Annotated in this window: 26 protein-coding genes; 19 read left to right on the plus strand and 7 right to left on the minus strand. The window is 63.1% G+C overall.

Annotated features, from left to right (window positions below):
• Window positions 1–153 precede the first annotated feature (153 nt).
• Genes HNP33_RS16170 through HNP33_RS16180 form a run of 3 tightly spaced genes read right to left on the minus strand, consistent with a single transcriptional unit; the run spans window position 154 to window position 1,954 of the window.
• Window positions 154–993: an anti-sigma factor family protein gene (locus HNP33_RS16170; protein WP_184710284.1), complete on the minus strand. Its 840-nt coding sequence runs from the start codon at window positions 991–993 to the stop codon at window positions 154–156.
• 2 nt (window positions 994–995) lie between these two features.
• A complete protein-coding gene (locus HNP33_RS16175) occupies window positions 996–1,532 on the minus strand; it encodes an RNA polymerase sigma factor (RefSeq protein WP_184710282.1) in 537 nt (178 codons plus the stop codon).
• Window positions 1,533–1,579: 47 nt separating this feature from the next.
• Entirely contained in the window at window positions 1,580–1,954 is a 375-nt protein-coding gene (locus tag HNP33_RS16180; RefSeq protein ID WP_184710280.1) for a hypothetical protein, read from the minus strand.
• A gap of 294 nt (window positions 1,955–2,248) precedes the next feature.
• Here HNP33_RS16180 and HNP33_RS16185 point away from each other — a divergent pair, with 294 nt between their 5' ends.
• From HNP33_RS16185 to HNP33_RS16200, 4 genes are all read left to right on the plus strand, one after another.
• A complete protein-coding gene (locus HNP33_RS16185) occupies window positions 2,249–2,545 on the plus strand; it encodes a hypothetical protein (RefSeq protein WP_184710278.1) in 297 nt (98 codons plus the stop codon).
• 144 nt (window positions 2,546–2,689) lie between these two features.
• Window positions 2,690–3,193, plus strand: coding sequence for an MgtC/SapB family protein (locus tag HNP33_RS16190; protein ID WP_184710276.1), 504 nt, complete (start codon window positions 2,690–2,692; stop codon window positions 3,191–3,193).
• A gap of 141 nt (window positions 3,194–3,334) precedes the next feature.
• Window positions 3,335–4,618: a TIGR03862 family flavoprotein gene (locus tag HNP33_RS16195; RefSeq protein ID WP_221452098.1), complete on the plus strand. Its 1,284-nt coding sequence runs from the start codon at window positions 3,335–3,337 to the stop codon at window positions 4,616–4,618.
• A gap of 2 nt (window positions 4,619–4,620) precedes the next feature.
• On the plus strand, window positions 4,621–5,085 hold the full coding sequence (locus HNP33_RS16200) for an acetyltransferase (protein ID WP_184710272.1): 465 nt from the start codon (window positions 4,621–4,623) through the stop codon (window positions 5,083–5,085).
• A 108-nt stretch (window positions 5,086–5,193) separates the two neighbouring features.
• Here HNP33_RS16200 and HNP33_RS16205 read toward each other — a convergent pair whose 3' ends face one another.
• The gene (locus HNP33_RS16205) at window positions 5,194–5,829 is read right to left on the minus strand and encodes a GntR family transcriptional regulator (protein ID WP_184710269.1); all 636 of its coding nucleotides are present in this window, start codon (window positions 5,827–5,829) and stop codon (window positions 5,194–5,196) included.
• A gap of 203 nt (window positions 5,830–6,032) precedes the next feature.
• On the opposite strand from HNP33_RS16205, the gene scpA reads away from it, so the two are divergent.
• The 9 genes from scpA to HNP33_RS16250 all read left to right on the plus strand — a co-directional run bounded on the left by scpA (window position 6,033) and on the right by HNP33_RS16250 (window position 16,481).
• Window positions 6,033–8,207 (plus strand): methylmalonyl-CoA mutase, encoded by a 2,175-nt coding sequence (scpA, locus tag HNP33_RS16210; protein WP_184710268.1) that lies wholly within the window; start codon window positions 6,033–6,035, stop codon window positions 8,205–8,207.
• 6 nt (window positions 8,208–8,213) lie between these two features.
• On the plus strand, window positions 8,214–8,441 hold the full coding sequence (locus HNP33_RS16215; protein WP_184710266.1) for a hypothetical protein: 228 nt from the start codon (window positions 8,214–8,216) through the stop codon (window positions 8,439–8,441).
• Window positions 8,438–8,896 carry a GNAT family N-acetyltransferase gene (locus HNP33_RS16220; RefSeq protein ID WP_184710264.1) on the plus strand — a complete coding sequence of 153 codons (459 nt, stop codon included), beginning with the start codon at window positions 8,438–8,440 and terminating at the stop codon, window positions 8,894–8,896. The genes HNP33_RS16215 and HNP33_RS16220 overlap by 4 nt, the downstream gene beginning before the upstream one ends.
• A 92-nt stretch (window positions 8,897–8,988) precedes the next feature.
• Window positions 8,989–10,026, plus strand: a complete 1,038-nt coding sequence (meaB, locus tag HNP33_RS16225) for a methylmalonyl Co-A mutase-associated GTPase MeaB (protein ID WP_184710262.1) — start codon at window positions 8,989–8,991, stop codon at window positions 10,024–10,026.
• Between the two features lie 74 nt (window positions 10,027–10,100).
• A complete protein-coding gene (locus tag HNP33_RS16230; RefSeq protein WP_184710260.1) occupies window positions 10,101–11,633 on the plus strand; it encodes an acyl-CoA carboxylase subunit beta in 1,533 nt (510 codons plus the stop codon).
• Between the two features lie 18 nt (window positions 11,634–11,651).
• Complete coding sequence (locus HNP33_RS16235) at window positions 11,652–12,308, plus strand: hypothetical protein (protein ID WP_184710258.1); 657 nt, start codon at window positions 11,652–11,654, stop codon at window positions 12,306–12,308.
• Window positions 12,309–12,332: 24 nt separating this feature from the next.
• Window positions 12,333–13,307: a hypothetical protein gene (locus HNP33_RS16240; RefSeq protein WP_184710256.1), complete on the plus strand. Its 975-nt coding sequence runs from the start codon at window positions 12,333–12,335 to the stop codon at window positions 13,305–13,307.
• Window positions 13,308–13,504: 197 nt separating this feature from the next.
• The gene (locus HNP33_RS16245; protein WP_184710254.1) at window positions 13,505–15,553 is read left to right on the plus strand and encodes an acetyl-CoA carboxylase biotin carboxylase subunit; all 2,049 of its coding nucleotides are present in this window, start codon (window positions 13,505–13,507) and stop codon (window positions 15,551–15,553) included.
• 148 nt (window positions 15,554–15,701) lie between these two features.
• Window positions 15,702–16,481 (plus strand): YdcF family protein, encoded by a 780-nt coding sequence (locus HNP33_RS16250; protein WP_184710252.1) that lies wholly within the window; start codon window positions 15,702–15,704, stop codon window positions 16,479–16,481.
• Window positions 16,482–16,599: 118 nt separating this feature from the next.
• Here the strand turns inward: HNP33_RS16250 and HNP33_RS16255 are convergent, their stop codons facing one another.
• From HNP33_RS16255 to HNP33_RS16265, 3 genes are read right to left on the minus strand one after another with little or no spacing between them, the layout of a single operon-like run.
• Window positions 16,600–17,202, minus strand: coding sequence for a chromate transporter (locus tag HNP33_RS16255; RefSeq protein ID WP_184710250.1), 603 nt, complete (start codon window positions 17,200–17,202; stop codon window positions 16,600–16,602).
• Entirely contained in the window at window positions 17,199–17,831 is a 633-nt protein-coding gene (locus HNP33_RS16260; RefSeq protein WP_184710248.1) for a chromate transporter, read from the minus strand. Before HNP33_RS16260 ends, HNP33_RS16255 begins: the two co-directional genes overlap by 4 nt.
• 10 nt (window positions 17,832–17,841) lie before the next feature.
• Window positions 17,842–18,960 (minus strand): LacI family DNA-binding transcriptional regulator, encoded by a 1,119-nt coding sequence (locus HNP33_RS16265; RefSeq protein WP_221452099.1) that lies wholly within the window; start codon window positions 18,958–18,960, stop codon window positions 17,842–17,844.
• 178 nt (window positions 18,961–19,138) lie between these two features.
• Between HNP33_RS16265 and HNP33_RS16270 the strand changes: the two genes are divergently transcribed.
• The 6 genes from HNP33_RS16270 to eda all read left to right on the plus strand — a co-directional run bounded on the left by HNP33_RS16270 (window position 19,139) and on the right by eda (window position 25,337).
• Window positions 19,139–19,684, plus strand: coding sequence for a gluconokinase (locus HNP33_RS16270; protein WP_184710246.1), 546 nt, complete (start codon window positions 19,139–19,141; stop codon window positions 19,682–19,684).
• Window positions 19,685–19,727: 43 nt separating this feature from the next.
• Window positions 19,728–20,234, plus strand: a complete 507-nt coding sequence (locus tag HNP33_RS16275; protein WP_184710244.1) for a TRAP transporter small permease — start codon at window positions 19,728–19,730, stop codon at window positions 20,232–20,234.
• Between the two features lie 11 nt (window positions 20,235–20,245).
• Entirely contained in the window at window positions 20,246–21,526 is a 1,281-nt protein-coding gene (locus tag HNP33_RS16280; RefSeq protein ID WP_184710242.1) for a TRAP transporter large permease, read from the plus strand.
• 120 nt (window positions 21,527–21,646) lie between these two features.
• Complete coding sequence (locus HNP33_RS16285) at window positions 21,647–22,675, plus strand: TRAP transporter substrate-binding protein (protein WP_184710240.1); 1,029 nt, start codon at window positions 21,647–21,649, stop codon at window positions 22,673–22,675.
• Window positions 22,676–22,857: 182 nt separating this feature from the next.
• Window positions 22,858–24,708 carry a phosphogluconate dehydratase gene (edd, locus tag HNP33_RS16290; protein ID WP_184710238.1) on the plus strand — a complete coding sequence of 617 codons (1,851 nt, stop codon included), beginning with the start codon at window positions 22,858–22,860 and terminating at the stop codon, window positions 24,706–24,708.
• A complete protein-coding gene (gene eda, locus HNP33_RS16295) occupies window positions 24,693–25,337 on the plus strand; it encodes a bifunctional 4-hydroxy-2-oxoglutarate aldolase/2-dehydro-3-deoxy-phosphogluconate aldolase (protein ID WP_184710236.1) in 645 nt (214 codons plus the stop codon). Before edd ends, eda begins: the two co-directional genes overlap by 16 nt.
• The last annotated feature ends 265 nt before the right edge of the window (window positions 25,338–25,602 follow it).

A 25,602-nucleotide genomic window follows, 5' to 3' on the forward strand; every position in this document is an offset into this window, starting at 1 on the left:
CCATGGACGGAAGGAAAGGAGGGGATGTGTCACAGCCGATGGACGTTTGAGCGATGCCGTTTATTCCATCTTCGGGCGGTGGGCGGGCTTGGCGATTACACCAGCCGTGTTGGGCAAAGAGCCCCCTTTTTTGAGGGCGCGCGCCGGGCCCATTCAACCGTGCTTGAGTTGACGATAGACTTCCTGGGACACCCGCATCAGCTCCGCCTTGTCGGCCCCGGCCGATATGGCATAGCCGAGATGGTCTTCCACCCAATAGAACACGTTCACCGGGCCATCCTGGCCAAACTTGAACTGGGCATCGCCTTGGCCGGGGACTTCTCGCGTCACATAGAGCGTCAGGCGCTGCCCGCCAGCCGTGCCGTACATGAACTGCGCCACCGGGCCATCGCCTCCTGGCAGCAGGCGGCCTCCGATCAGTTCGTAGCCAAGACCCGCCAGTTGGGGAGGGCGCACCTCCGTTCCCATGCGCTTGGTAAGCCAGGTGACAAGTGCCTGTTCCTGGTCGGCACCAATTTCCACGGGCCGCCGCACATCCGGGCTGTACACGACGTGCGCAATGGCGGCGCGTTGCGCAAACCCGGCCAAGGCGCCATGGCTGGTAGCCACGGTCTGGGAGCGTTGGGCCGCGGCAAGCCGTGCCGCCTGGGCATCCACGGCTCCTCGGATCGACCATGCCGACCCTGCGCTCACCACCGCAATCAACACCGCTGCGGCCAGGCTGCGCCACGGAAACCCTGCAGCCGCTGGCCGCAATGGCAGACCCAGGGGCAAGGGTTCATCCATCACGGGTGCCAGCATTTCGCGCAGGCGCGCATTTTGCTGCTGCCAGGCCTGAACACGCGCCTGCTCCTCCGGGTGCTCGGCCAGGTATTGCTCTACCTGGGCGTGCCGCGCGCTCGCCAATTGCCGGTCCACATAGGCATGCAGATCGGCTTCTGTGACGGGGGGCACAGAGTGGGAGTCGATGGCCTTGGTCTGTGGGGTGTCCATGATCACTTCACACGTTGAATTCTTTGGGTTGCGGCGGTGACCTTGTCCTGGCTTTTGCCGCTGCCAGCCATCTCATCGCGCAAACGGGCCCGGGCACGGGAGAGGCGAGACATGACCGTGCCAATCGGCACGCCGGTCACAGAGGCTACCTCCTGGTAGCTGAGTTCTTCAACGCCGACCAGCAGCAGCACTTCGCGCTGCTCGGGCGGTAGCCGCTGCAGCAGGCGATCAAGGTCGCGCAGTTCCAGCGCATCGGCCTGCTGCGGCCGCTGGGGGAGTTCTGGAAGCTCGTCACCCGCACTGTCTTCCGGCCGACTGCGCTGGGCGCGGATGCGATCGATGAAGTGATTGTGCATGATGCCGAACATCCAGGCCCGCAGCTCGCTGCGCTTCTGCCACATCGAAAAGCGCGACCAGGCGCGCTCCAGGGTGTCTTGCACCAGATCATCAGCGCGATCGGGGTCGGACATCAGCCCGCGTGCGTACCGCCGCAGGCTGGGAATGCAGGCCACGATTTCAGCTTCGTCCTGTGCGCGCATACAAGTTCTAGAAGGTCTGGGTCGCTATGGGCAGCAAGCGCTGCCGCTTATTTGATGACGTGCCACACGCCCTTGAAATTGTCGCCTGTGGCATCGCCCGCTTTCTTGTCGGCAGCATAGGTATACAGCGGCTTGCCTTTGTGGGCCCACTGCTTGCTGCCATCGTCACGGGTGATCACCGTGAAATCGCCTTCGGGCTTGGCATCGGCCGAGGCAGAGACTGCGGGCCACAACTCGATGCAGGGGCCGTTGCACATGCTTTTGTTGCTGCCAGCCACATCCTTGTCGAAGGTGTAGAGCGTCATTCCGCTGGCGTTGACAAGCATGCCGCCAGCCATCTTGGCAACGGGTTCAGCCTGCGCCAAAGAGGTCAAGGCAGCAGCAAAGGAGAAGGCGAGGACCGGCAGATAAGGGAATTTCATGGCGTATGTCTTTCAAGTTGAAGTGAAGGTACTGAGGTAGACGCAAGCCAGGCTTTCTATATTCCCAAGCGCCTGCATTTATTTTTTTGAGCCTTCACAGACGTGCCTCGGCACTCCGGATTTGCGGACTTTGGGGGTTGGAGTGTGCAAGCCGTATGCAATCGGGAAAATTGGCCTGTCCATGGCTGCAGGTATGCTTCGCTGCAGTACATTCGGGCGTTGGGGCAAGCGCACCAGCCAGCCTTTTCAAAAAATAACGAGCTGGGCTTTGCAGAACGAGGAGGATATTTTGCTATGGGCTTCGTGATCGATCTGATACTCGGTATTTTTGATTTCATCGTGGATGTCCTGTTGCTCAGACACCTGCGTGGCAAGGCAGGCCATGCACCTCGCAGCGTGGCCGATGACGCCATGGCAGTTGCGCACTTCGACTATGTGACGCTGGTATGGATTGCATTGGTCAGTGTCGGCCTGATGTTTGTCTTGATTTTTGCCTTCAATGTGCCAGTGGCCTGGGGAATCGGCATCGGCCTGGTCGTGGGTGCGGTCTGGGGATGCCTGAAATACTTTCAGCTGGTTCGGCAGGAATAGCGATCCGGGTGACCGGCCGGCGCGCTGCGGCTGCGCGCGTTGTCATCTACAGCGGCGCGGGGCGAAAGTGCTTGGGTGTCCTACGTGGGCGCCGCGGGCTCAACGCTAGGATGGGGGGGATCTCACACTGGAGAGCGCTGTACCATGAACCCATCCGATTCAGCCGTCGCCATTATCTGGAACACCATTGCCCAGGAACTATCCGATCTGCCCGATCTGGAGCAGGCCACGCGCATTGTTTTCAAGCTGGTGCTTGCCGCGCTGCTGGGTGGCTTGCTTGGCTTTGAGCGCGAAGCCAGCGGAAAAGCCGCAGGTCTGCGTACGCACATGCTGGTGGCCATGGGGGCTGCAATGTTCCTGGCAATTGCCCAGCTGCTGGGCGTGAGTGCGCAGGAATCCAGCCGGGTGATCCAGGGGGTGATTGCGGGTGTGGGCTTTCTCGGGGCTGGCGCCATTCTGAAATCTTCCAAAGATGGTGAGGAAGACATCAAGGGGCTGACTACCGCTGCCGGCATCTGGTTCACTGCAGCCATTGGCGTAGCCGTGGGCGTGGGCGAGGAGTCCGCAGCCATCTTCTGCACGGTGATTGCGCTTGTCGTGCTGATGGTGGGACCTTGGCTGACCAAGGACCGTTGGTCGAAAAAATAGGGCCCGCTATGTGGGTGGAGGGTCGGTGGCTCTGAACACCGCGCCATGCACTTCGTACTGAATTTCGCTCCGAGGGCATTGCAGTTGGTGTAAGGTTCGCCCCCTTGCTGTTTTTGATTGTGCCTTGCCATGACTGTGCCCATGTCCGACCCTTCTTCCTCTGCCTCCCCGGATGTGGCCGTCATCGGTGGCGGGCCTGCGGGGTTGATGGCGGCGCACCGGCTGGCACTGCAGGGCTGGCAGGTGACGCTGTTTGATGGCAGTGCATCGGTGGGTCGTAAATTCCTGCTGGCGGGGCGCGGAGGACTCAACTTGACCCACTCGGAACCCGCCGAGCCCTTTGTCGGCCGCTACGGCCCGCAGCAGGGCGTGGTGGGTGACTGGCTCCACGATTTTGGCCCGCAGCACGTGCAGGACTGGGCACATGGCCTGGGTATCGAGACCTTTGTGGGCACGTCGGGCCGCGTCTTTCCCACCGATATGAAAGCGGCCCCACTGCTTCGCAGCTGGCTGGTGGCGATGCGCGCAGCAGGCGTGCGCTTTGCGATGCGGCACCGATGGCTGGGCTTTGGCGAGAACAACGCACTGCGCTTTGCCACGCCGCAAGGGGAGGTGACGATGCAGGCCCGCGCCACGGTGCTGGCCCTGGGCGGCGGCAGCTGGGCACGCCTGGGCTCGGACGGTGCCTGGGCGCCGGTGCTGCAGCAGGCGGGTATTGAGGTGGCGCCACTGCAGGCGGCCAACTGTGGATTCGAGGTGCGCATGCAGCGCGGCGCGGATGGCTCAGCTCAGGCCGGGTGGTCGCCATTTTTCAGCGACAAGTATGCGGGCCAGCCTTTCAAGTCGGTGGCTATCACATTTGATAGCGGAAGCGGTAGACCGTTCGTGCGAAAAGGCGAGTTTGTGGCCACGGAGCATGGGGTTGAAGGCAGCCTGGTGTACGCGGTCTCCAGTGCGCTGCGCGAAGCCATCAAGGGCAATGGCGGCGCCACGTTCACTGTCGATCTGCTGCCGGACCACAGCACCGAACGTGTGCTGGCCGAAGTGCGCCACCCGCGCGGCTCGCGCAGCCTCGCCAGCCACTTGAAAGGCCGTCTGGGCCTGGACGGCATCAAGGCAGCGCTCTTGTTCGAGGTGCTGGGCAAGGATGGGATGCAGGATGCCGAGCGCCTGGCCGCTACCATCAAGGCTGCGCCCATCACCGTGGTTGCCACGCGCCCCATGGACGAGGCCATCAGTACCGCAGGTGGCGTGGCGTTTGCGGGTTTGACGCCCGATCTGATGTGCCGCGCCATGCCGGGCCTGTTCTGCGCAGGTGAGATGCTGGACTGGGAAGCGCCCACGGGCGGCTATCTGCTGACGGCAGCGCTTGCCAGCGGCGTGCGTGCCGCGCAGGGCGTGGAGCGGTTCCTGGAAGGGCGTTGAACATGGCAGGCAACCCCGTACTGAAGATACGCGCCTCTACCGCTGCCGAGGGCGCCCGTGCGCTACAGATCTGGCAGCGCGCGGTGGATGACAGCCACGATTTTCTGGCACAGGCAGACCGCGAGGCCATCGCGCGGGAGGTGGCGGGTTTTCTGCCGCAGGCGCCGCTCGTACTGGCGGTGGACGCGGCAGACTGGCCGCTTGGCTTCATGCTGCTGTCCAGCGGCCCTACCGGGGGCCATATGGAAGCATTGTTCGTCGATCCTGCCAGCAAGGGGCAGGGCGTTGGCACGCTCCTGGTGCGCTGGGCGCTGGGTGTGCATCCGCGGCTGACGACCGATGTGAACGCGCAAAATCCGCGGGCCATGGCCTTTTACCGCGCGCTGGGTTTTGTGGAAACGGGCCGTTCCCCGCTGGATGGCCAGGGCCGGGCCTATCCCTTGGTGCACCTGCGCTACCAGGGCTAGCCAGGGGATTTGGCAGCCACAGCGACAGCGATTGGGGAAAGAATCAGCCTTTTGCGCGCGATGGGCAAGCGCTGAATGCTCATTGAATGATAGCGAAAGCGCCTGCAGTTACACCGCTGCCGCCAACCCATTCTTGAAATGCAGCTTCACACAGGCCTGGGCGGCGCCGGGGTCGCGTGCGGCCAGCGCCTGCATCAGTTCCCGGTGCTCTTGCAGCGATTCCTCAATGCGGCCTGACTTGAACAGCGAGTTGTGGCGGTTGAGCTTCATCACCTTGCGCAAGTCGGCCACCATCTGGCTGAGCCACTTGTTGTCGAGCATCTCCAGCACGCGCATGTGAAAGCGCTCGTTGGCGTTGAAGAACCCATCGCGGTCATTCACCGCCGCTTCCAGCGCGTCGTGCAGGGCTTGCAGCTCTGCAATCTGGGCATCGCTCGCGTTCCGGGCCAGTTCGGCGGAGGCGTCGCTCTCCAGCAAAGCCAGCAGGTGGTAGACCTGCAGCAGGTCCTTTTGCGAGACCTCAGTCACATAGGCGCCACGGCGCAGCTTCATCGTGACCAGGCCTTCCGTCGCCAATACCTTCAAAGCTTCGCGCAAAGGGGTGCGGCTGATGCCGATTTCCTCGGCAATCTTCAGCTCGTCAATCCAGCTGCCCGGCGGGAGCTGGTTGGCGAAAATGCGCTGCCGCAGGAGCTCGGCAACGTCTTGGTACAGGGCGCGGGGCGCAAAGGTGGGGGTGTTCATCGGTACGAGGATTGTACAGAAGGTCTCCGAAATTCAAAATTCTGCATTCATAATTATGAATAATGTACACTTGCAGGATGGCGCGGGATGGGCCACCATTTCGGGCGAGACTTGCGCAGACAAGAGTGCAGCAGCAGCGAATCCCGTTACGGGCCTTGCTTGCAGGTCTGAATTGATTGAACAACGGATACAAAGCTTGAGACATGACTGATTCCGCAAAGCAAAACACCGCATCCGAGTTTGCCCAGGCCGACCTTGCCGCCTGGGAAAAGGCGGCCGCCAAATCTGCCCCGGGGGGCGACGTGGGAGCGCTCAACTGGGTGACGCCGGATGGAATCACCGTCAAGCCGCTTTACACGGCGGCCGATACCGCCGATTTGCCCTTTGCCGACACCTTGCCCGGCTTTGCGCCCTACATGCGCGGCCCGCAGGCCACGATGTACGCCGTGCGTCCCTGGACGATCCGCCAGTACGCGGGCTTCTCTACGGCCGAGGAATCCAACGCGTTCTACCGCAAGGCGCTGGCCGCTGGCGGGCAGGGTGTATCGGTGGCGTTTGATCTGGCCACGCACCGCGGCTACGACAGCGACCACCCGCGCGTGACCGGCGATGTGGGCAAGGCAGGCGTTGCGATCGACAGCGTGGAAGACATGAAGATCCTGTTCGATGGCATTCCGCTCGACAAGGTCTCCGTCTCGATGACCATGAACGGCGCCGTGCTGCCGGTGCTGGCAGGCTACGTGGTGGCTGCCGAGGAGCAGGGCGTGCCGCAGGACCAACTCTCCGGAACCATTCAGAACGACATTCTGAAAGAGTTCATGGTGCGCAACACCTACATCTACCCGCCCAAGCCGAGCATGCGCATCATCGGCGACATCATCGAGTACACGAGCCAGAACATGCCCAAGTTCAACTCGATCTCGATCAGCGGCTACCACATGCAGGAAGCGGGCGCCAACCAGGCGCTTGAGCTGGCTTTCACGCTGGCAGACGGCAAGGAATATGTGAAGACCGCCATTGCCAAGGGCATGGATGTGGACGCCTTCGCGGGCCGCCTCTCGTTCTTCTGGGCGGTGGGCATGAACTTCTACCTGGAAATCGCCAAGATGCGTGCCGCGCGCCTTCTGTGGTGCCGCATCATGAAGGGCTTTGACGCCAAGAACCCCAAGAGCCTGATGCTGCGCACGCACAGCCAGACCAGCGGCTGGAGCCTGACCGAGCAGGACCCGTACAACAACGTGGTGCGCACCACCATCGAGGCCATGGCTGCCGTGTTTGGCGGCACGCAGTCGCTGCACACCAATGCGCTGGACGAAGCCATTGCGCTGCCCACCGAGTTCAGCGCCCGCATCGCGCGCAACACCCAGCTCATCATCCAGGAAGAGACCCACATCACCAATGTGATCGACCCCTGGGCTGGCAGCTACATGATGGAGAAGCTGACCCAGGAGATGGCAGATGCCGCCTGGAAGATCATCGAAGAAGTGGACGCCATGGGCGGCATGACCCAGGCCGTGGACAGCGGCTGGGCCAAGCTCAAGATCGAGGCGGCAGCCGCCGAAAAGCAGGCGCGCATCGATTCGGGCAAGGAAATCATCGTGGGCGTCAACAAGTACAAGCTGGCCAAGGAAGACCCGGTCGACATCCTGGAAGTGGACAACGTCAAGGTGCGCGACAGCCAGATCGCGCGCCTCAAAAGCATCAAGGAAAAGCGCGATGCCGCCGCCGTGCAGCAGGCGCTGGATGCACTGAGCGCAGCAGCCGAATCCGGCCAGGGCAACCTGCTGGGCCTGGCCATTGAGGCCGTGCGCCTGCGCGCTACGGTGGGTGAAGTATCTGACGCGATGGAAAAATCCTTTGGCCGCCACCGCGCCGACACGCAAAAGGTGACGGGTGTGTACGCCGCCGCCTACGACTCCGCAGAAGGCTGGGACAAGCTCAAGGGCGAAATCGCCGCCTTTGCCGAGGCCGAAGGCCGCCGCCCGCGCGTCATGATCGCCAAGCTCGGCCAGGACGGCCACGACCGTGGCGCCAAGGTGGTAGCCACCGCCTTTGCCGACCTGGGTTACGACGTGGACATGGGCCCGCTGTTCCAGACTCCCGAAGAGTGCGCGCGCCAGGCCATCGAGAACGATGTGCACGCCGTGGGTGTCTCGACCCTGGCTGCGGGTCACAAGACGCTGGTGCCCGCCATCATCGAAGAGTTGAGAAAGCAGGGCGCAGACGACATCATCGTCTTCGTCGGCGGCGTGATCCCTGCGCAGGATTACGACTACCTGTACAACGCGGGCGTCAAGGGCGTCTACGGCCCCGGCACCCCCATCCCGGCCAGCGCCAAGGATGTGCTGGAGCAGATCAAGAAAGCGGTAGCGGCATAAATTAGTATGACGAAAGCGAGTAAGCGGCAGCCCTTTGGGAAGAGCTTCCTGCTGACTTTGGTCATGGTGTTTGTGGAGCCAGTAGTAGGCATCCTGTTTATGTATGCGCTGTATCGGGTCTTGATCTTGCCAGCCTGGGGTCAGGTAGCTGCCGGACTGGTGGTTTGGACTGCGCTGGGCTATGGCGGTTACCGACTGCATCAAAAGATGAAAAAAGGCCTGGAAAAGCCATGAATCTCACTCTCGCTCCCGTCTCCGCAGACGATTTCGAAGCGCTGTTTGACCTGCGCATTGCCGCCATGCGCGAGAGCCTGGAGCGGTTGGGTATCTTCAATCTGGACAATGCCCGCAAGCGCTTTGCCGGCCAGTTTGATCCGCAGTACATGCAGCATATCTGCGCAGATGATGACGATGGTCAAGGCCCGCAGCGTGCTGGCCTGCTGACGGTGGTTCCCTGTGACGATGGCCGCACCAAGCTCCAGCATCTGTATTTGCTGCCCGCCTATCAAAACCGCAGGATTGGCGATTGGGCGATGCAGCAGGTGCAAAGCCAGGCGCGCCATGCAGGAAAAACCGTGTGGCTGGAAGTGCTGAACCAAAGCGACGCCGTCCGGTTTTACGAGCGCCATGGCTTTGTGCAGACGGGGGGCGATTCCATCGATCTGCTGTACCAGTGGAGCCCGGTGTAGGGACAGTTGAACATGGTGTTTGCTATAAAAATGATCGCTGATTGCGCTTTGCAGGTAAGCGCTGATGGCCAAATTTGCACAAAGGTGACCGCATGAGCGCGGACGTGACCGAGCGCGTCGCCGCCATCACGCAAGGCGCCAACCCTGCGCTGCAGCGCCGCGCCATGGCCAAGGCGATCACCTTGCTGGAATCGACACGCGCCGACCACCGCGCGCAGGGCGATGAGCTGCTGACGGCCTTGCTGCCCTTTACGGGCCAGTCGTTCCGCCTGGGCATCAGCGGCGTGCCGGGTGTGGGCAAATCCACCTTCATCGAAACCCTGGGGCTGTACCTCATCGGCAAAGGGCTGCGCGTGGCCGTGCTGGCCATCGATCCGTCATCCACGGTATCGGGCGGCTCCATTCTGGGTGACAAGACGCGCATGGAGCAGCTGTCGATGCGACCCGAAGCCTATATTCGCCCCAGCCCGTCGAGCGGCACCCTGGGCGGTGTGGCCGAGAAGACGCGCGAAGCCATGCTGGTGTGCGAGGCAGCGGGCTATGACGTGGTGATTGTCGAGACCGTGGGTGTGGGCCAGAGCGAGATTGCCGTGCACGGCATGACGGATATGTTCTGCGTGCTGCAATTGCCCAATGCGGGCGACGATCTGCAGGCCATCAAGAAAGGCGTGATGGAGCTGGCGGACCTGGTGGTCATCAACAAGGCCGATATCGACCCGAATGCCGCAACGCGCGCGCAGGCTCAGATTACCTCCAGCCTGCGCCTTCTGGGGATGCATGGCAATCCGGACCATGCCAACAGCGGCGCGCTGTGGCAGCCCCGCGTGGTGCAGATCAGCGCCTTGCTGGGCCAGGGCGTGGAAGGCTTCTGGGAGGCCGTCGAAACCTACCGCAGCCTGCAGACCGGCAACGGCCGCCTGCAACTGCGCCGCGAAAAGCAGGCCTTGGCCTGGATGTGGGAGCGCATCGACCATGGGCTCAAGCTCGCCTTCCGCGAACACCCTGCCGTGCGAGATATGCTGCCCCAGGTGCAGCAGGAGGTGGCGCAGGGGCGGCTGGCCGCTTCGACTGCGGCAAGAAATCTGCTTTCTGCGCAGAGTGGTATTGCGCAGGAGGCTATCAAAACATGAGTAAAACCGATTGAACGAGGCCCAGGCCTTCATCAAGACACAGAGACAACCCAGCAAGCTTCAGAGGATTGAACATGCAAGACATCTTGGTACAACTGGAGAAAAAGCGCGAACTCGCCCGCCTGGGCGGGGGCCAGAAGCGCATCGACGCGCAGCACAAGAAAGGCAAGCTCACGGCGCGTGAGCGCATCGAGCTGCTGCTGGACGACGGCACCTTTGAAGAGTGGGACATGTTTGTGGAGCACCGCTGCACCGACTTCGGCATGGCCGAGCAGAAGATCCCCGGCGATGGCGTGGTCACCGGCTACGGCATGATCAATGGCCGCTTGGTCTTCGTTTTCAGCCAGGATTTCACGGTGTTCGGCGGCGCGCTGTCTGAAACCCATGCGGAGAAGATCTGCAAGGTGATGGACCAGGCCATGAAGGTGGGCGCGCCGGTGATCGGTCTCAACGATTCGGGCGGTGCGCGCATTCAGGAAGGCGTGGCATCGCTGGGCGGCTATGCGGATGTGTTCCAGAAGAATGTGCTGGCCTCGGGCGTGGTGCCGCAGATCAGCATGATCATGGGCCCCAGCGCGGGTGGTGCGGTGTACTCGCCCGCCATGACGGACTTCATCTTCATGGTCAAGGACAGCTCCTACATGTTCGTGACCGGCCCCGAAGTGGTCAAGACCGTGACGCACGAAGAGGTGACCGCCGAGGAGTTGGGCGGCGCCATCACCCATACCACCAAGAGTGGCGTGGCCGACATGGCGTTCGACAACGACGTGGAAGCGCTGATGATGCTGCGGCGCCTCTACAACTACCTGCCGCTCAACAACCGCGAAAAGGCGCCGGTGCGTGCCAGCACCGATCCGGTGGGCCGCGCCGAGATGTCGCTCGACACCCTGGTGCCCGAGAACCCGAACAAGCCCTACGACATGAAGGAGCTGATCCTCAAGACCGTGGACGATGGCGACTTCTTTGAGCTGCAGCCCGAATACGCCAAGAACATCCTGATCGGCTTTGCCCGCATGGCAGGGCAGACCGTGGGCATCGTCGCCAACCAGCCGCTGGTGCTGGCGGGCTGCCTGGACATCAAGAGCTCCATCAAGGCGGCGCGCTTTGTGCGCTTCTGCGATGCCTTCAACATCCCGGTCGTCACCTTTGTGGACGTGCCCGGCTTCATGCCCGGCACCTCGCAGGAATACGGCGGCATCATCAAACACGGTGCCAAGCTGCTGTATGCCTATGCCGAGTGCACGGTGCCCAAGATCACCGTGATCACCCGCAAGGCCTATGGCGGCGCCTACGACGTGATGGCCTCCAAGCACCTGCGCGGCGACGTGAACCTGGCCTGGCCGCACGCCGAGATCGCCGTGATGGGGGCCAAGGGGGCGGTGGAGATCATCTTCCGCGAAGACAAGAACGACCCGGCAAAACTGGCTGCCCGCGAAGCCGAGTACAAGGCCCGCTTTGCCAACCCGTTCGTGGCGGGTGCGCGTGGCTTCATCGACGATGTGATCCAGCCGCACGAGACGCGCAAGCGCATCTGCCGCAGCCTGGAGATGCTCAAGAACAAGCAGCTCGAAAATCCGTGGCGCAAGCACGGCAATATCCCGCTGTAAGGCACTGGGCGGGCGAGCATGCATATTTCCTGGGCCCCTGTCACTGTGGCTGCCGCTCTGGCTTTGGGCCAGGGGCTCAGCCATGCGCAAGCGCCTGCCTTGCCGGACATGGCAGGGCGCGGCGTGCAGTGCCAGCTGGTGGAAGAGGCCTTGTTTGCGCTGGCGCAGATCGGCCCACGGGATGGGCCCAATTCGCTCTCCGTGCAAAGCGCACAGCGGCTGCGCGCTGCCATGCAGCCCGAAACCTTGCGCCTGTACGAATCGCTGGCCAAGGGCTACCGGGGCAGCGATGCCTACGACAACGGGGCCGAGGCCTATACAGCCGCTGTGGGCTTGTACGTGGACCGTGCCTTGCGCGCCTGCGCACAGGCATGGTTTGCCGATGCGAGTGCGCCGCGGGTGGAGGCCTGTGCCAAGGCCAATCTCGCCGGTGCTGCGGTTGCCAACAGCCGGCGGCGTGACATGGTGCCCGCGCAGGCCTTGCAGACCGCGCAGAAGGTGGCGCCTGTCGGCGAAGCGCTGGCGAGAGAATTGGTGGATTATTTCTACCAGTTCCCGGTTGATGCCTATGCACAGCCGCAAGGCGCCACACGCATCAGCGGCGGCGCCAAGGAGCAGTGCCTGAGCGGCGCCTGGCCATCAATGAACGCACAGCCAACCGCCGCGCAGCACTGACGCCAGCAAGCCCGCACCGCCACCATGCCATATCTCCAACGTTCCCATACCGTACGCAAATGCAGCTTCAGATGCAGCCTTGCACCTGCACTGCTGGTATGCGCGCTGGCCTTTGGGGGCCTGCTTGCGCATGCACAGCCGCGGCCAGGAGCCCTGCGCAGCCAGCCTTTGGCAGAGGGCGTGCTGCTGGATCTGGGGCCGCTTGCCAACAACGAAGGCAAGGGCGGGCGGTTGTGGGCGGAGGCCGCCGCGCAGGGCAACCAGGCCGCCAACGCCTGCCGCCCCAAGGCCTTGCATGTGCTGGTGGATGTGCACGAGTCGCTGGCGTCGGAAGTGGTTGCCCGGCAATGGCTTCAGGCTGCACACCACCATTGGCAAAAGCTGTGCCCCGCAGCGCAGGGTGTGGGCCTGGTGCGACTGATGGTGTACCAGGGCTTTGAGCTGGTGCCGGATGCCGATGGCAATCTGCCTGTGCCCACGGTGCGCGCCACGGCATCGCTGCAGGGCAGGGAACTGCTGTTCCAGCAGTACAGCAACAATGCCACCAGCCTGCAGCGGCAAAACGCGGGCCAGCCCGACCAGCGCAAGGAATACAGCGCCAACGCGGCTCGCCTGCAGGCCATGGTGCGCAAGTACGACGCGCGGCGCGTGGCAGATCTGCAGGCCATTGACAAGAGCGGCACGCGCTGGCTGGGCCATGTGTTGCTGGTGGGGGTGCGGCCCGAGCGCGTGCTCTCGCGCAGAGCTGCCACCGTGCGCTCGGCGCACCGTGAGGGCTGGGATGTGACCGAAGCGCTGGCCGAAGGCGCCGAGATTGCCAAGTGGGGCAAGGACAGCCGCATGCTGGCCGTCAAGGTCAAGGGCCGCTCTACCGATGTGCGCACGCAGGACCGCGTGATTCTGCAGGTGCTGGGCAGCCAGGTCTGCAGCGATCTGGATTGTGAAGACTATCTGCTCATGCCCGGCGGGCAATGGGCACACGACAAGGCGCTGCCCTGAGACGGGCAGAAGACATTGATTCCAAATTCATCAGAGAGACGAAGCACCATGTTTACCAAAATCCTCATTGCCAACTGCGGTGAAAACGGCTGCGCAGCAGACGTTTCAGCAAAAGACGTTTGTGTAAATTGCTTGACGCAGCCAGCGAAGCTGGCTTCTGCACGCCCTATCGTTTAAAGGTTTAAAGGAATACAAGCATGTTTACAAAAATCCTGATCGCGAATCGCGGAGAGATTGCGTGCCGAGTCATTGCGACGGCTCGCAAAATGGGTATCAAGACGGTTGCCGTCTACTCCGATGCCGACAAGGATGCCCGCCATGTGAAGCTGGCCGACGAGGCCGTTCACATTGGCGCAGCGCCCAGCCGCGAGTCGTACCTGGTGGCGGACCGCATCATTGCAGCCTGCAAGCAGACCGGCGCGCAGGCCGTGCACCCGGGCTACGGCTTTCTGAGCGAGAACGAGGCCTTTGCCAAGCGCTGCGAGGATGAAGGCATTGCCTTCATCGGCCCCAAGGCGCATTCGATTGCCGCCATGGGCGACAAGATCGCCTCCAAGAAGCTGGCGGGCGAGGCCCAGGTCAACACCATTCCCGGCTACAACGACGCCATCGACACCGCCGAGCACGCGGTAGAAATCGCCAAGGGCATCGGCTACCCGGTGATGATCAAGGCCTCTGCCGGTGGCGGCGGCAAGGGCCTGCGTGTGGCCTACAACGACAAGGAGGCGCTCGAAGGCTTTACCGCGTGCCAGAACGAAGCGCGCAACAGCTTTGGCGATGACCGCATCTTCATCGAGAAGTTTGTGCAGGAGCCGCGCCATATCGAAATCCAGATTCTGGGCGACAGCCATGGCAATGTGGTGTACCTGAACGAGCGCGAGTGCTCCATCCAGCGCCGCCACCAGAAGGTGATCGAAGAGGCGCCATCGCCCTTCATCAGCGACGCCACCCGCAAGGCCATGGGCGAGCAGGCCGTGGCGCTGGCCAAGGCGGTCAAGTACCAGTCGGCCGGCACGGTGGAGTTTGTCGTCGGAAAAGACCAGGATTTCTACTTTCTGGAGATGAACACCCGCCTGCAGGTGGAGCATCCAGTGACCGAGTGCATCACCGGGCTCGATCTGGTCGAGCAGATGATCCGCGTGGCAGCGGGCGAAAAGCTCGCCGTCACCCAGGCGGATGTGAAGCGCGACGGCTGGGCCATCGAGTGCCGCATCAATGCCGAAGACCCGTTCCGCAACTTTTTGCCGTCTACCGGGCGCCTCGTGCGCTTTGCGCCGCCCGAGCAATCCATGTGGCAGGCAGACACTGAGCATCTGCACGGCGTGCGCGTGGATACGGGCGTGTACGAAGGCGGCGAGATCCCGATGTTCTATGACTCGATGATCGCCAAGCTCATCGTGCACGGCAAGGATCGCAACGACGCCATCGCCAAGATGCGCGAGGCCCTCAATGGCTTTGCCATCCGCGGCATCAGCAGCAACATCCCGTTCCAGGCCGCACTGCTGGCGCACCCCAAATTCGTTTCGGGCCAGTTCAACACCGGCTTCATTGCCGAGCACTATAGCCATGGCTTCCATGCCGAAGACGTGCCGCATGACGACCCCAATTTCCTGGTGGCGCTGGCCATGTTCCGCAACCGCCGCTACCGTGCGCGTGCCTCCACCATCTCGGGTCAGATGCAGGGCCACAACGTACAGGTGGGGCACCGTTACACGGCCGTAGTGCTGGGCGCGGAGGGGCAGCACCGCTATTTGAGCGGCGAGGTGACCGATTTTGACGCCGAGGCTCGCGTGTGCAAGGTGGTCATCGACGGCAAGACCTATGAAATGCGCAGCAATGCCGAAATCCGCGATCTGGTGGTGCGCGGCAGTTGCAACGGCCAGCCCTTCACCTGCCAGATCGAGCGCGGCACGCCCAAGAACCCGCTGGCGCTGCGGGTGATCCACAACGGCACCCAGCTCGACATTCTCGTGCTGTCCGAGCTGGGCGCTGATCTGTACAAGCTCATGCCCTACAAGGCGCCGCCCGATCTGTCCAAGTTCCTGCTCTCGCCCATGCCGGGCCTCTTGGTCGATGTGGCGGTGCAGCCCGGCCAGAAGGTGCAGGCGGGCGAGAAGCTGGCCGTCATCGAAGCGATGAAGATGGAGAACATTCTGTTTGCCACGCAGGATGGCGTGGTCAGCAAGATCAGCGTAGGCAAGGGCGATTCGCTGGCGGTGGACGACATCATTCTGGAATTTGAATAATCCGCATCTACCCTCCGACTAAAGACAACACCCGCTGCACGCCAGCGGGTGTTTTTTGCCATGCTCCATTGCACCTTGATGCTATGATTTTTGGTGCATTGGCGCACAGTGGACGAGCGTTGATGGCCTGTTTTTGACGAAGGATGCGATGACTTTCTTACCAAGGGCGGTGATGGCCGTCGTGGCCACGGTGCTGCTGGCACTGGGCGTAGTGCCGCTGGTGTCGGGGCATTTTCACCTGGGGGTGGTGGTGCCGGTATTGCTGGGCGCAGCCGGCTTGCTGCTGGCCTGGCGGTGGTTGGCGGTGCAACGCTGGCGCGTGGCCCGGCCCTGGCATGCCACGGTGTGGCGGCTGGGCTGGATTGGGCTGGCAGTCTGGGTGGTGAGCGTGGGCTGGCTCTGGAGCCTGCTGGCTGGCGTGGGGCTCGCCCCCCAGGCGGTGCCGCCCGTGGCGGCCATCGTGGTGCTGGGCAGCGGCACGCAGGACGGGCAACCGCGCCCGGCGCTGGCCATGCGGCTCGATACCGCTGCCGAGCTCGCACGGCTGCAACCACAGGCCGTGGTGGCGGTCACTGGCGGGGTGGATTTTGGCGAGACCGAGAGCGAAGGCATCGTCATGGCACGCTACCTCGCCGCCCAGCACGGCATGCCCCTGACCGCCTTGGTGATAGAAGAGGTCAGCACCAGCACCGAGCTGAACCTGGCGCTGACCAAACCCTTGCTGCAGGCGCGCGGTGTGGATCTGAGCCAGCCGATCGCCATCGTCAGCAGCGATTTCCACCTGCGGCGCGCGCTGCGGATTGCCCACCGCCAGGGCTTTGCGCAGCCGCTGGGCGTGGCAGCTCCTACGCCGCCGCTCACCCGATTCAATGTGTGGCTGCGAGAGTACTTTGCCATGGCCAGCAGTTGGGCACTTGCGGAGTGGTAGCGCAACGGCGCTTGCCACTTGCGACTCGCTACTTGATACTCATCAAATGCTATTGTTTGAATAGCTTTTGGCACTTTGCCTGAAGGCGCTGCAGGCCAGAAATATTGAAAAAACTGGCCTACACCCAGCCCAGCGCCCCAAGCACTGCGCCAATCCCCAGCCACCACAGCAGGTGCCAACGGGTGCGCCATACGAGCAGCATTGTCGCCACGCTTAGCAGCCACAGGCCGGGGGCCTGCGTCGGGCTGCCATGGTTGCTGGCTAGCACCAGGGCGGTGGCCAGCATCATGCCGATCACAATGGGTGCGAGGCCTTGCTTGAACGCCCGGAGCGCACGGTGATCCCGGCGCTTGAAGATCCAGCGCGCAGTACCCAGCATCAGCAGCGAGCTGGGCAGCAGCACGCCCAGCATGGTGCAGGCCACGGCCAGCGTGCAATGCGCCCACACCACCCATGCGGGCTGGCCCGCACTGGCGTTGATGCCGATCTGCAGGCCCAGCAGTGCAATGAACAGCACATTGGGGCCGGGCGCTGCCTGCGCAATGGCCACCGAGTTGTTGAACTGCGCGGGTGTCAGCCAGGCTTGCTGGCCCACCAGCACGCGGTACATGTCGGGCGAGGTGGCAATCGCGCCGCCCACCGTCAGCAGCGACACCGACAGGAAATAACCAAGCAGGTGCAGCCAGTCGGCGGCATGCATGGCAGCCAATGACGGGTTCATGCCTCCTCCTTGTGCACAGGCGCAGCCGCTGCGCGAGCGGGGGCCAGGCGCGCATACACCAGTGCATAGCTGGCGCCCCCCAGGCCCAGCAGCACCCAGGCCAGCGGCCAGTGCAGCCAGGCCAGGGCCAGCATGGCGGCTGCGGCAAAGGCCAGGCCCGCCCACAGCCCCAGAGGGTTGCTGCGCAGCGATGCGGCCAGCTTGCAGGCCGTGCCCGCCACTAGCCCGGCTGCCACCGCTGCCATGCCGCGCACGGCACCGGCCACGGCAGGCGAGGCCGACCAGTGGTTGTAGAGCACCGCCAGTGCAATCACCAGCAGCATGGGCACCAGCAGCATGCCCAGCGAGGCGGCCAGTGCACCACGCCAGCCAAAGTAGCGGTCGCCCAGTGTGATGGAGAGGTTGACGACATTGGGGCCGGGCATGATCTGCGCGACCGACCAGTCTTCGATGAATTCCTGGTTGGTGAGCCAGCCACGCTTTTCGACGAGCTCGCGCTGCACGATGGCCAGTACCCCGCCAAAGCCCTGCAGTGCAATGACCGTGAAGGTGGTAAACAAATGCCACAGGTTGCGTGGCGCATGGCGCTGCGGCGTGGCGGGCGACGCGGTCTGGGGGGAGGTTGGCATGGCGATGGGATCAGCTGCTTTGCCGCTGCACAAGGGTATAGCCCAGGTCCAGCCGGGGCTGGGGTACGGTCTGCCCGCGTATCAGTTGCAGCAGCATGATAGCGGCTTGCTCGCCCACGGCGCTGCGGGGCGTGCGGATGGTGGTGAGCGGCGGCACCATCTGGTCGCTGCCGGGCAGGTCGTTGAAGCCCGCAATGGCAATCTGCCCGGGCACCTGCAGCCCCAGCCGAGTGGCGGCGAGCAAGGCGCCCTGGGCAATGTCGTCGTTGCAGAAAAAGATGCCATCCACCGCAGGCTGGGTGCGAACCACCTGTTCAAAAAGCAGCGAGCCCAGGGCGAGGGAGGAGCGCTCGGGGTTCAGTATTTCCAGTTCCGGATCGTAAAGACCTGCCGCCTGCAGCGCCTGGCGGTAGCCTGCAAGGCGCTGCAGCACACGCGCGTCGAGCTGGGCGCCGCAGAACGCGATGCGGCGACAGCCCCTGTCCAGCAGATGCCGGGTGATGGCGGCGCCTGCATCGGTCTGCGAAAAGCCGACGCTGTAGACGGGAGCAGGTGCCGGAGCGGCCATGGTGGTGCCCGTAACAGTTGCTGGGGCAAAGGCGTCGTGCAACTCCATCACATGCACGCGCGCAATGGCGCTGGCAGCCAGCAGCTGCGCAGCGCCCGGGCTGCGGTCAAAGCCTGTCAGCAGCAGGCCCGCGGGGCGCATGGGCAGGTAGGCGCGCAGCAGTTGTTCCTCTTCCGCGCTGTCGTAATGGGTCACGCCGATCAGCATGTGGTGGCCTGCGGCAAACAGCACCTTGTGCGCGGCTTCCAGCAGATCGACGAACAAGGTGTTCGACAGCAGCGGAATCAGCACCAGCACCTGCGTGCTCTTTTGCGACGCGAGGGCGCGCGCCGCCGGGTCAGGCACATAGCCCATGCGCTCGGCCACGGCGCGTACCTTGTCGACCAGCGCAGCATCCACACGCCGCTCGCCACGCAGGGCGCGCGAGACGGTAATCGGGCTCACGCCGGCTTCGGCGGCCACATCGCTCAAGGTGATACGGCCGCTGGCACGGGAGCGCCGGGTGTCTTTGTCGGTTGCAGATATGGGCGGGAGGGCCGCAGGGGCCGGCTTGGCGGGCAAGGGATTCTCCTAGGTCTGGCGCGTTGTTATGCGGCTATGATAGCGCTATCCCAGTCTTTTCGATATGGGGTTTGCAGTGGCTTGGTGTGAATTTTCGTGTACTTGCTGAAGTGCCGTTTTTCAAAAAGATATCAAGGCATTGCATTATTTTTTGACTGTATTGGATAGCGCTATCCAGATGACCGAAAACACCATTTCTGCCCCCATCCACCCGCTTGCCCTGGTTGTCATGGGCGTGTCGGGCTGTGGCAAATCCAGTGCAGGGGAGGCCATTGCACGGCAACTGGGCTGGCAATTGGTGGAAGGCGACACCTACCATGCCCCCGAGAGCGTTGCCAAGATGGCAGCAGGCATTGCGCTCACCGATGCCGACCGTGAAGGCTGGCTGGCGCGCCTGGCAGCTCTGCTGGCCGCTGCCGATGCGCAGCACGGCGTGGTGCTGACCTGCTCGGCGCTCAAGCGCAAGTACCGTGATCAGCTGCGTGCCGCCCAGCCTCGCCTGGGCTTTGTGTTTCTGGATCTGAATTACGAAACGGCCCTGGCTCGCGTGCAGACGCGGGGCGGGCATTTTTTCTCGCCGCAGTTGGTGGCCAACCAGTTCGCCACCTTGCAGGACCCGCGTGCCGAGCCCGATGTCCTGACCTTGCAGGCGACCGAGCCGTTGGCAGAGATCGCCCTGGCCACCCAGCAATGGGTCAACGCCATGCCGCTGGCCCGGCAGTGAAAGCAGTGAATCCACCCCAAGAATCAATCACAGGAGACTGACGATGACAACCCCGGAGCAGGAAGCGAAAAAGCCCAAGCCGCGCATTCAGCGGATGGCAGAAGCCCTGATGGTGCTGGCGTTGGCGGGCATGGTGATCGCCGTGTTCGTCAACGTCGTTCTGCGCTATCTCTTTCATACCAGCATCGTGTCGTACGAGGAAATCTCGCGCCTGCTGTTTGTATGGCTGGTGGCCATTGGCGCCATCGTGGCGGCGTTTGAAGGCGCACACCTGGGCTTCGATCTGCTGACTTCGCGCGTCGGCCCCGGCGCGCGCAAGGCCTTGTTCTGGGTGTCGCAGTTTCTCATCGCCGCTTGCATGCTGCTGCTGCTGTGGGGATCGTGGGAGCAGGTGGTGGCAGGCTGGAGCAGCTACAGCACCGTGCTGGGCTACCCGCTCGCCCTGGGCGCGGCGGCGACCCTGGTGCTGTCGGTAGGCATGCTGGTGGTCGTGGTGCGCGATGCGCTGCGCGGCGGCCCCACGCAATCGGCTGACGCCGTGGTGGAATAAGGAGCGCAGCCATGGTCGTGACCTTGATTTTTCTCACGGTGCTGATTGGCGGCATGGTGATCGGCATGCCGATTGCGCACGCCCTGGTGCTGACCGGTGTGGCACTGATGTGGCACCTGGATTTCTTCGATACCCAGCTGCTGGCGCAGAACCTGCAGGCCGGTTTCGACAATTTTCCCCTGCTGGCCGTGCCGTTCTTCATTCTGGCGGGTGAATTGATGAATGCGGGCGGTCTGTCGCGCCGCATCATCGCGCTGGCGCAGGCCTTTGTGGGCCATATCCGTGGCGGGCTGGGCTACGTGGCCATTGGCGCGGCCGTGCTGCTGGCGTCGATGAGCGGCTCGGCCATTGCCGATACTGCGGCGCTCGCCACCATTTTGCTGCCGATGATGCGCGACCAGAAGTACCCCGACAGCTACAGCTCGGGCCTGCTGGCCTCGGGCGGCATCATTGCGCCCATCATTCCGCCTTCCATGCCTTTCGTGATCTATGGGGTGACCACGAACACCTCGATCAGCAAGCTGTTTCTCTCGGGCGTGGTGCCGGGGCTCATCATGGGTGTATTCCTGATCGGCGCGTGGTGGAAGATCGCTGCCAAGTACGACCTGCGCTCCGGCGAGCGGGTGGCTTGGGGCGCGCGTATGAAGGCGTTGGCCAAGAGCTTCTGGGCCATGATGATGCCCGTCATCATTCTGGGCGGGCTCAAGGGCGGCGTTTTCACCCCGACCGAAGCGGCCGTGGTGGCTGCCGTGTACGCGCTGTTCGTCTCGATGGTGGTGTACCGCGAGATGAGCTGGAGCAAGCTGTACGAGGTGTTTCTGGCCGCAGCCAAGACGACGGCGGTGGTGATGTTCCTGTGCGGCGCAGCCACTGTCACCGCCTACATGATCACGCTGGCCGATCTGCCCAATATGCTGGCCGACAGCTTCTCGGGCCTGCTGGGGCAGCCGATGCTGTTCATGGCGGTGATGATGATTTTCCTGCTGGTGGTCGGTACCGCGATGGATCTGACGCCAACGATTTTGATCTTCGGCCCTGTGTGCGCGCCGCTGGCGGCCAAGGCCGGTATCGATCCGGTGTACTTCGGCTTCATGTTCATCTACGTGGGCTGCATCGGCCTCATCACGCCGCCCGTGGGTACCGTGCAGAACGTGGTGGCGGGCGTGGGCAGGTTGCGCATGGAGGTGGTCATCAAGGGCACGACGCCGTTCCTGGTGGCCTATGTGTTCCTGGCAGCGCTTCTGGTGGTGTTTCCACAGATCGTGACCGTGCCGCTCAAGTGGATGCATTGAGTACTACTTGATTACTATGTATTTGATAGCTGTTTGCGCTTTATCACAGAGCGTTGCAGCCGGTTTTATTTCAATCTTGGTTCAAACCCGGGCCATGCGCCCAACAAGAAGGAGACAGGTATGCGTATCAAATTTTCCAAGCTGACCATGGTGGGCGCGCTCGCGGGCCTGATGGCTGCGGGCGTGGCGACGCAGGCGCTCGCCCAGGATTTCAAGCCCCGCATCGTGCGTTTCGGCTATGGCCTGGTGGAGGATTCCAACCAGGGGCGGGCGGCGCGCTTTTTTGCGCAAGAGGTCGAGAAGGCATCGGGCGGCAAGATGAAGGTGCGCGCCATCGGCAATGCATCGCTCGGCTCGGACACGCAGATGCAGCAGGCGCTGATTGGCGGCGCGCAGGAGATGATGGTGGGCTCGACCGCCACCTTGGTCGGCCTGGCGCCCGAGATGGCGGTGTGGGACACGCCGTTCCTCTTCAGCAACGTGAAGGAAGCGGACGCCGTGCTGGACGGCCCGGTGGGTGAAAAGATCAAGGCGACACTGGAGCCCAAGGGCATGGTCGGCCTCGTGTACTGGGAAAATGGCTTTCGCAACCTGACCAACAACAAGCGGCCGATCGCCAAGCTCGAAGACCTGCAAGATGTGAAGCTGCGCGTGATGCAGAACAACGTGTTCCTCGACAGCTTCAAGGCCCTGGGCGCCAACGCTGTGCCGCTGCCGTTCTCCGAGCTCTTCACCGCGCTGGAAACCAAGGCGGTGGACGGACAGGAGAATCCGTACAACACCGTGCTGTCGAGCAAGTTCTACGAAGTGCAGAAGTACCTGACCGTCTCCAACCACGTCTACAGCCCCTGGATCGTGACGGTCAGCAAGAAATGGTGGGACGGCCTGAGCGCCGCCGAGAAGAAAGTGCTGCAGGACGCCGCCATCAAGAGCCGTGATTTCGAGCGCAAGGACACCCGCGAAGAAGCCGCCAAAGCCCTGGCCGACATCAAGACCAAGGGCATGCAGGTGAACGAGCTGCCCGCTGCCGAGGCCAACCGCATGCGAGATAAATTGACGTCAGTCAACGCAGGCATTGCCAAGACCGTGGGGCAGGGCACCTGGGATGCCGTGCAAGGCGCCGTCAAGCAGGCGCGCGATGCAAAATAAATAGCAAAAATATGCGCCTGCGCACCATGTGTAAGGCGCGTATGCTATAAAAATAAATTGAACCAAGCGCAGCGCAGACTGCGCCTTGAACGCGGAGGGTGTGCTGGTGGTCTGCGCGTAAAGCAGGGGCCGCCCAGAGCCCATGAGGAGACCGCAGACACGCCCATACAAAGGAAATCCCCATGACGCAACTCCACCCGATTCTCCAAGAGGTCACCGACCGCATCCGCCGCAAGAGCGTAGCCACGCGCGGCGATTATCTGGCCCAGGTGGATGCGATGGCACAGCGCCCGCCGCAGATGCGTTCCATGGGCTGCGCCAACGTGGCGCACGCAGTGGCAGGCCTGCCGGGCAAGGACAAGATCCGCATTGTCGAGGAAAAGGGGCCCAATGTCGGCATCGTCACCGCATACAACGATGTGCTGTCGGCCCACGCGCCTTTTGCCCGCTATCCCGATATCCTGAAAGACGAAGCGCGCCGCCATGGCGCCACCGCCCAAGTCGCTGGCGGCGTGCCAGCCATGTGCGACGGCGTGACGCAAGGCATGCCGGGGATGGAGCTGTCTCTCTTCAGCCGCGACGCCATCGCCATGGGCACCGCCGTGGCGCTGACGCACGACACCTTTGATGCCGCGCTGATGCTGGGCGTGTGCGACAAGATCGTACCCGGCCTGCTCATCGGCGCGCTGCACTTTGGGCACCTGCCAATGGTGTTCGTGCCTGCGGGGCCGATGAAATCGGGCCTGTCCAATGGCGACAAGGCCAAGGTGCGCGAGCTGGCGGCCCAGGGCCTAGTGGGCCGTGAAAAATTGCTGGAGGCCGAAATGGCCGCCTACCACGACGCAGGCACCTGCACCTTCTACGGCACTGCCAACAGCAACCAGATGCTGCTCGAAGCCATGGGCCTGCATGTGCCCGGCACCGCCTTCATCAACCCGGAGGACGGCGAACGTGAGTTGCTGACGCGCGAGGCCATGCGCACCGTGCTGGGCATCACCCACGGCAAGCGTTTTGCGCCCATTGGCCGTGTGGTGGATGAGCGCTGCATCGTCAACGCCATGGTGGCGCTTTTGGCAACAGGCGGCTCCACCAACCACCTCATCCACTGGGTGGCGGTGGCGCGTGCGGCGGGCATCGTCATCGACTGGAACGACTTTGAGCAGCTGTCGTCGGTGGTGCCGCTGCTGGCGCGCGTGTACCCCAATGGCGCAGCCGATGTGAACCAGTTCCAGGCCGCAGGCGGCCCGGGCTATGTGATCGGCCAGCTGCTGGCAGCCGGCCTGATGCACGGCGATGTGCTGACTGTGCGCGACGAGGGGCTGGCCGCCTTCGCCCGCATTCCGCATGTGGAAGCGGGCCAACTGGTATGGAAAGAGGCAGGCGCGTCAGGCGATACCGATGTGCTGCGCCCGGCCGATGCTCCATTCAGCCCGACGGGTGGTCTCAAGCTGCTGACCGGCAACCTGGGCCGCAGTGTGATCAAGGTGAGCGCCGTGCCGCAGGACCGCCATGTGCTGCGTGCGCCGGCCAAGGTATTCGATTCGCAGGATGCCTTGCAGGCCGCCTTCAAATCGGGAGAGCTGGAGCGCATCTGCCAGGGTAACGGCCACAATGGCGTGGTGTGCGTGGTGCGCTGGCAAGGCCCGCAGGCCAATGGCATGCCCGAGCTGCACAAGCTCACGCCGCCGCTGGCCGTGTTGCAGGGCAAGGGCTACATGGTGGCGCTGGTGACGGACGGGCGCATGAGCGGCGCGTCCGGCAAGGTGCCTGCGGCGATTCATGTATCGCCCGAGGCGCTGGCCGGTGGGCCGCTGGCCAAGATTCAGGATGGCGATATGGTGCTGCTGAATGCTGAAACCGGTATCATGCAGGCCGAAGTGGCGGCAGACGTGTGGAATGCCCGCGAGAACGCCACGATATCGGCCGAGCAATTGCGTGCCAATGGGCGCGGGCTGGGCCGTGAACTGTTTGCCGGATTCCGGCGCAACGCGACGAGCGCAGAAGAAGGGGCTTGCACATGGCTGAGCAACTGACAGCTTTATCGATCATGCAGAACGCACCGGTCATTCCGGTGATCGTGCTGCACGATGTGGACCATGCCGTATCGATGGCCAAGGCCCTGGTGGGCGGCGGCATCCGCGTGCTGGAGGTGACCTTGCGCACGCCGCAGGGCCTACCCAGCATCGAGGCCATTGCCAAGGCGGTGCCAGAAGCCATCGTAGGGGCTGGCACCGTGCGCAGCAGTGCGGATGCCAAGGCTGCCGCCGCAGCAGGCGCGCGCTTTGCCGTGAGTCCCGGTTACACCCACGCTGTGGGCCAGGCCTGCCGCGACCTGCATCTGCCGCTGCTGCCCGGCGTGGCCACCAGCAGCGAAATCATGCAGGCGCAGGAAGATGGCTTCAACGAGCTGAAATTTTTCCCTGCCATGCAGGCCGGTGGCATCAACATGCTCAAGGCCTGGCAAGGCCCGTTCGGCGAGGTGCGCTTTTGCCCCACCGGAGGCATCACGCAGGCCAATGCGGCCGAGTTTCTCGCGCTGAAGAACGTGGTGTGCGTGGGCGGCTCCTGGCTGGTGCCGACCGACACGCTGGAGCGCGGTGACTGGGAGCGCATCACGCTTCTGGCGCGCGAGGCCGCAGCACTACCGCGCAAAGCTTCATAAGACCAGATCAGGTGCTGGCGCCTGCCCATAAAGCGCAGATAGCTCCTGATTTCACAGTAAATTGATCGTTGATACCCGCTGGTCCGTCCTGGAGCAGCGGGTTTTTTGCGTGGAGGCCGTTTGCATCTGGGTAAAGTTTTATTAAATCAAAGTACTGCTGTGCAATATGTTATTCCTATCAATTTATCCTGCGAGGCCTTGGCGTGCCGCAAGGCGCGCAAAGCCCTGATGCTTATGTAATACAAAGAATACTCTGCCTGTTCTG

The organism is Comamonas odontotermitis, from assembly GCF_014207855.1.
GTDB lineage: Bacteria > Pseudomonadota > Gammaproteobacteria > Burkholderiales > Burkholderiaceae_C > Comamonas > Comamonas odontotermitis_A.

Excerpts from the sequence above, each read along its gene's own strand:
- HNP33_RS16280 (WP_184710242.1), top strand. The coding sequence starts at position 20,246 with ATGGTCGTGACCTTGATTTTTCTCACGGTGCTGATTGGCGGCATGGTG.
- HNP33_RS16220 (WP_184710264.1), top strand. The coding sequence starts at position 8,438 with ATGAATCTCACTCTCGCTCCCGTCTCCGCAGACGATTTCGAAGCGCTG.
- HNP33_RS16190 (WP_184710276.1), top strand. The coding sequence starts at position 2,690 with ATGAACCCATCCGATTCAGCCGTCGCCATTATCTGGAACACCATTGCC.
- HNP33_RS16200 (WP_184710272.1), top strand. The coding sequence starts at position 4,621 with ATGGCAGGCAACCCCGTACTGAAGATACGCGCCTCTACCGCTGCCGAG.
- HNP33_RS16175 (WP_184710282.1), bottom strand. The coding sequence starts at position 1,532 with ATGCGCGCACAGGACGAAGCTGAAATCGTGGCCTGCATTCCCAGCCTG.
- eda (WP_184710236.1), top strand. The coding sequence starts at position 24,693 with ATGGCTGAGCAACTGACAGCTTTATCGATCATGCAGAACGCACCGGTC.
- HNP33_RS16255 (WP_184710250.1), bottom strand. The coding sequence starts at position 17,202 with ATGAACCCGTCATTGGCTGCCATGCATGCCGCCGACTGGCTGCACCTG.
- HNP33_RS16250 (WP_184710252.1), top strand. The coding sequence starts at position 15,702 with ATGACTTTCTTACCAAGGGCGGTGATGGCCGTCGTGGCCACGGTGCTG.
- HNP33_RS16275 (WP_184710244.1), top strand. The coding sequence starts at position 19,728 with ATGACAACCCCGGAGCAGGAAGCGAAAAAGCCCAAGCCGCGCATTCAG.
- HNP33_RS16235 (WP_184710258.1), top strand. The coding sequence starts at position 11,652 with ATGCATATTTCCTGGGCCCCTGTCACTGTGGCTGCCGCTCTGGCTTTG.
- meaB (WP_184710262.1), top strand. The coding sequence starts at position 8,989 with ATGAGCGCGGACGTGACCGAGCGCGTCGCCGCCATCACGCAAGGCGCC.
- scpA (WP_184710268.1), top strand. The coding sequence starts at position 6,033 with ATGACTGATTCCGCAAAGCAAAACACCGCATCCGAGTTTGCCCAGGCC.
- HNP33_RS16170 (WP_184710284.1), bottom strand. The coding sequence starts at position 993 with ATGGACACCCCACAGACCAAGGCCATCGACTCCCACTCTGTGCCCCCC.
- HNP33_RS16270 (WP_184710246.1), top strand. The coding sequence starts at position 19,139 with ATGACCGAAAACACCATTTCTGCCCCCATCCACCCGCTTGCCCTGGTT.
- HNP33_RS16195 (WP_221452098.1), top strand. The coding sequence starts at position 3,335 with ATGTCCGACCCTTCTTCCTCTGCCTCCCCGGATGTGGCCGTCATCGGT.
- HNP33_RS16285 (WP_184710240.1), top strand. The coding sequence starts at position 21,647 with ATGCGTATCAAATTTTCCAAGCTGACCATGGTGGGCGCGCTCGCGGGC.
- HNP33_RS16230 (WP_184710260.1), top strand. The coding sequence starts at position 10,101 with ATGCAAGACATCTTGGTACAACTGGAGAAAAAGCGCGAACTCGCCCGC.
- HNP33_RS16215 (WP_184710266.1), top strand. The coding sequence starts at position 8,214 with ATGACGAAAGCGAGTAAGCGGCAGCCCTTTGGGAAGAGCTTCCTGCTG.
- HNP33_RS16185 (WP_184710278.1), top strand. The coding sequence starts at position 2,249 with ATGGGCTTCGTGATCGATCTGATACTCGGTATTTTTGATTTCATCGTG.
- HNP33_RS16180 (WP_184710280.1), bottom strand. The coding sequence starts at position 1,954 with ATGAAATTCCCTTATCTGCCGGTCCTCGCCTTCTCCTTTGCTGCTGCC.
- HNP33_RS16240 (WP_184710256.1), top strand. The coding sequence starts at position 12,333 with ATGCCATATCTCCAACGTTCCCATACCGTACGCAAATGCAGCTTCAGA.
- edd (WP_184710238.1), top strand. The coding sequence starts at position 22,858 with ATGACGCAACTCCACCCGATTCTCCAAGAGGTCACCGACCGCATCCGC.
- HNP33_RS16245 (WP_184710254.1), top strand. The coding sequence starts at position 13,505 with ATGTTTACAAAAATCCTGATCGCGAATCGCGGAGAGATTGCGTGCCGA.
- HNP33_RS16205 (WP_184710269.1), bottom strand. The coding sequence starts at position 5,829 with ATGAACACCCCCACCTTTGCGCCCCGCGCCCTGTACCAAGACGTTGCC.
- HNP33_RS16260 (WP_184710248.1), bottom strand. The coding sequence starts at position 17,831 with ATGCCAACCTCCCCCCAGACCGCGTCGCCCGCCACGCCGCAGCGCCAT.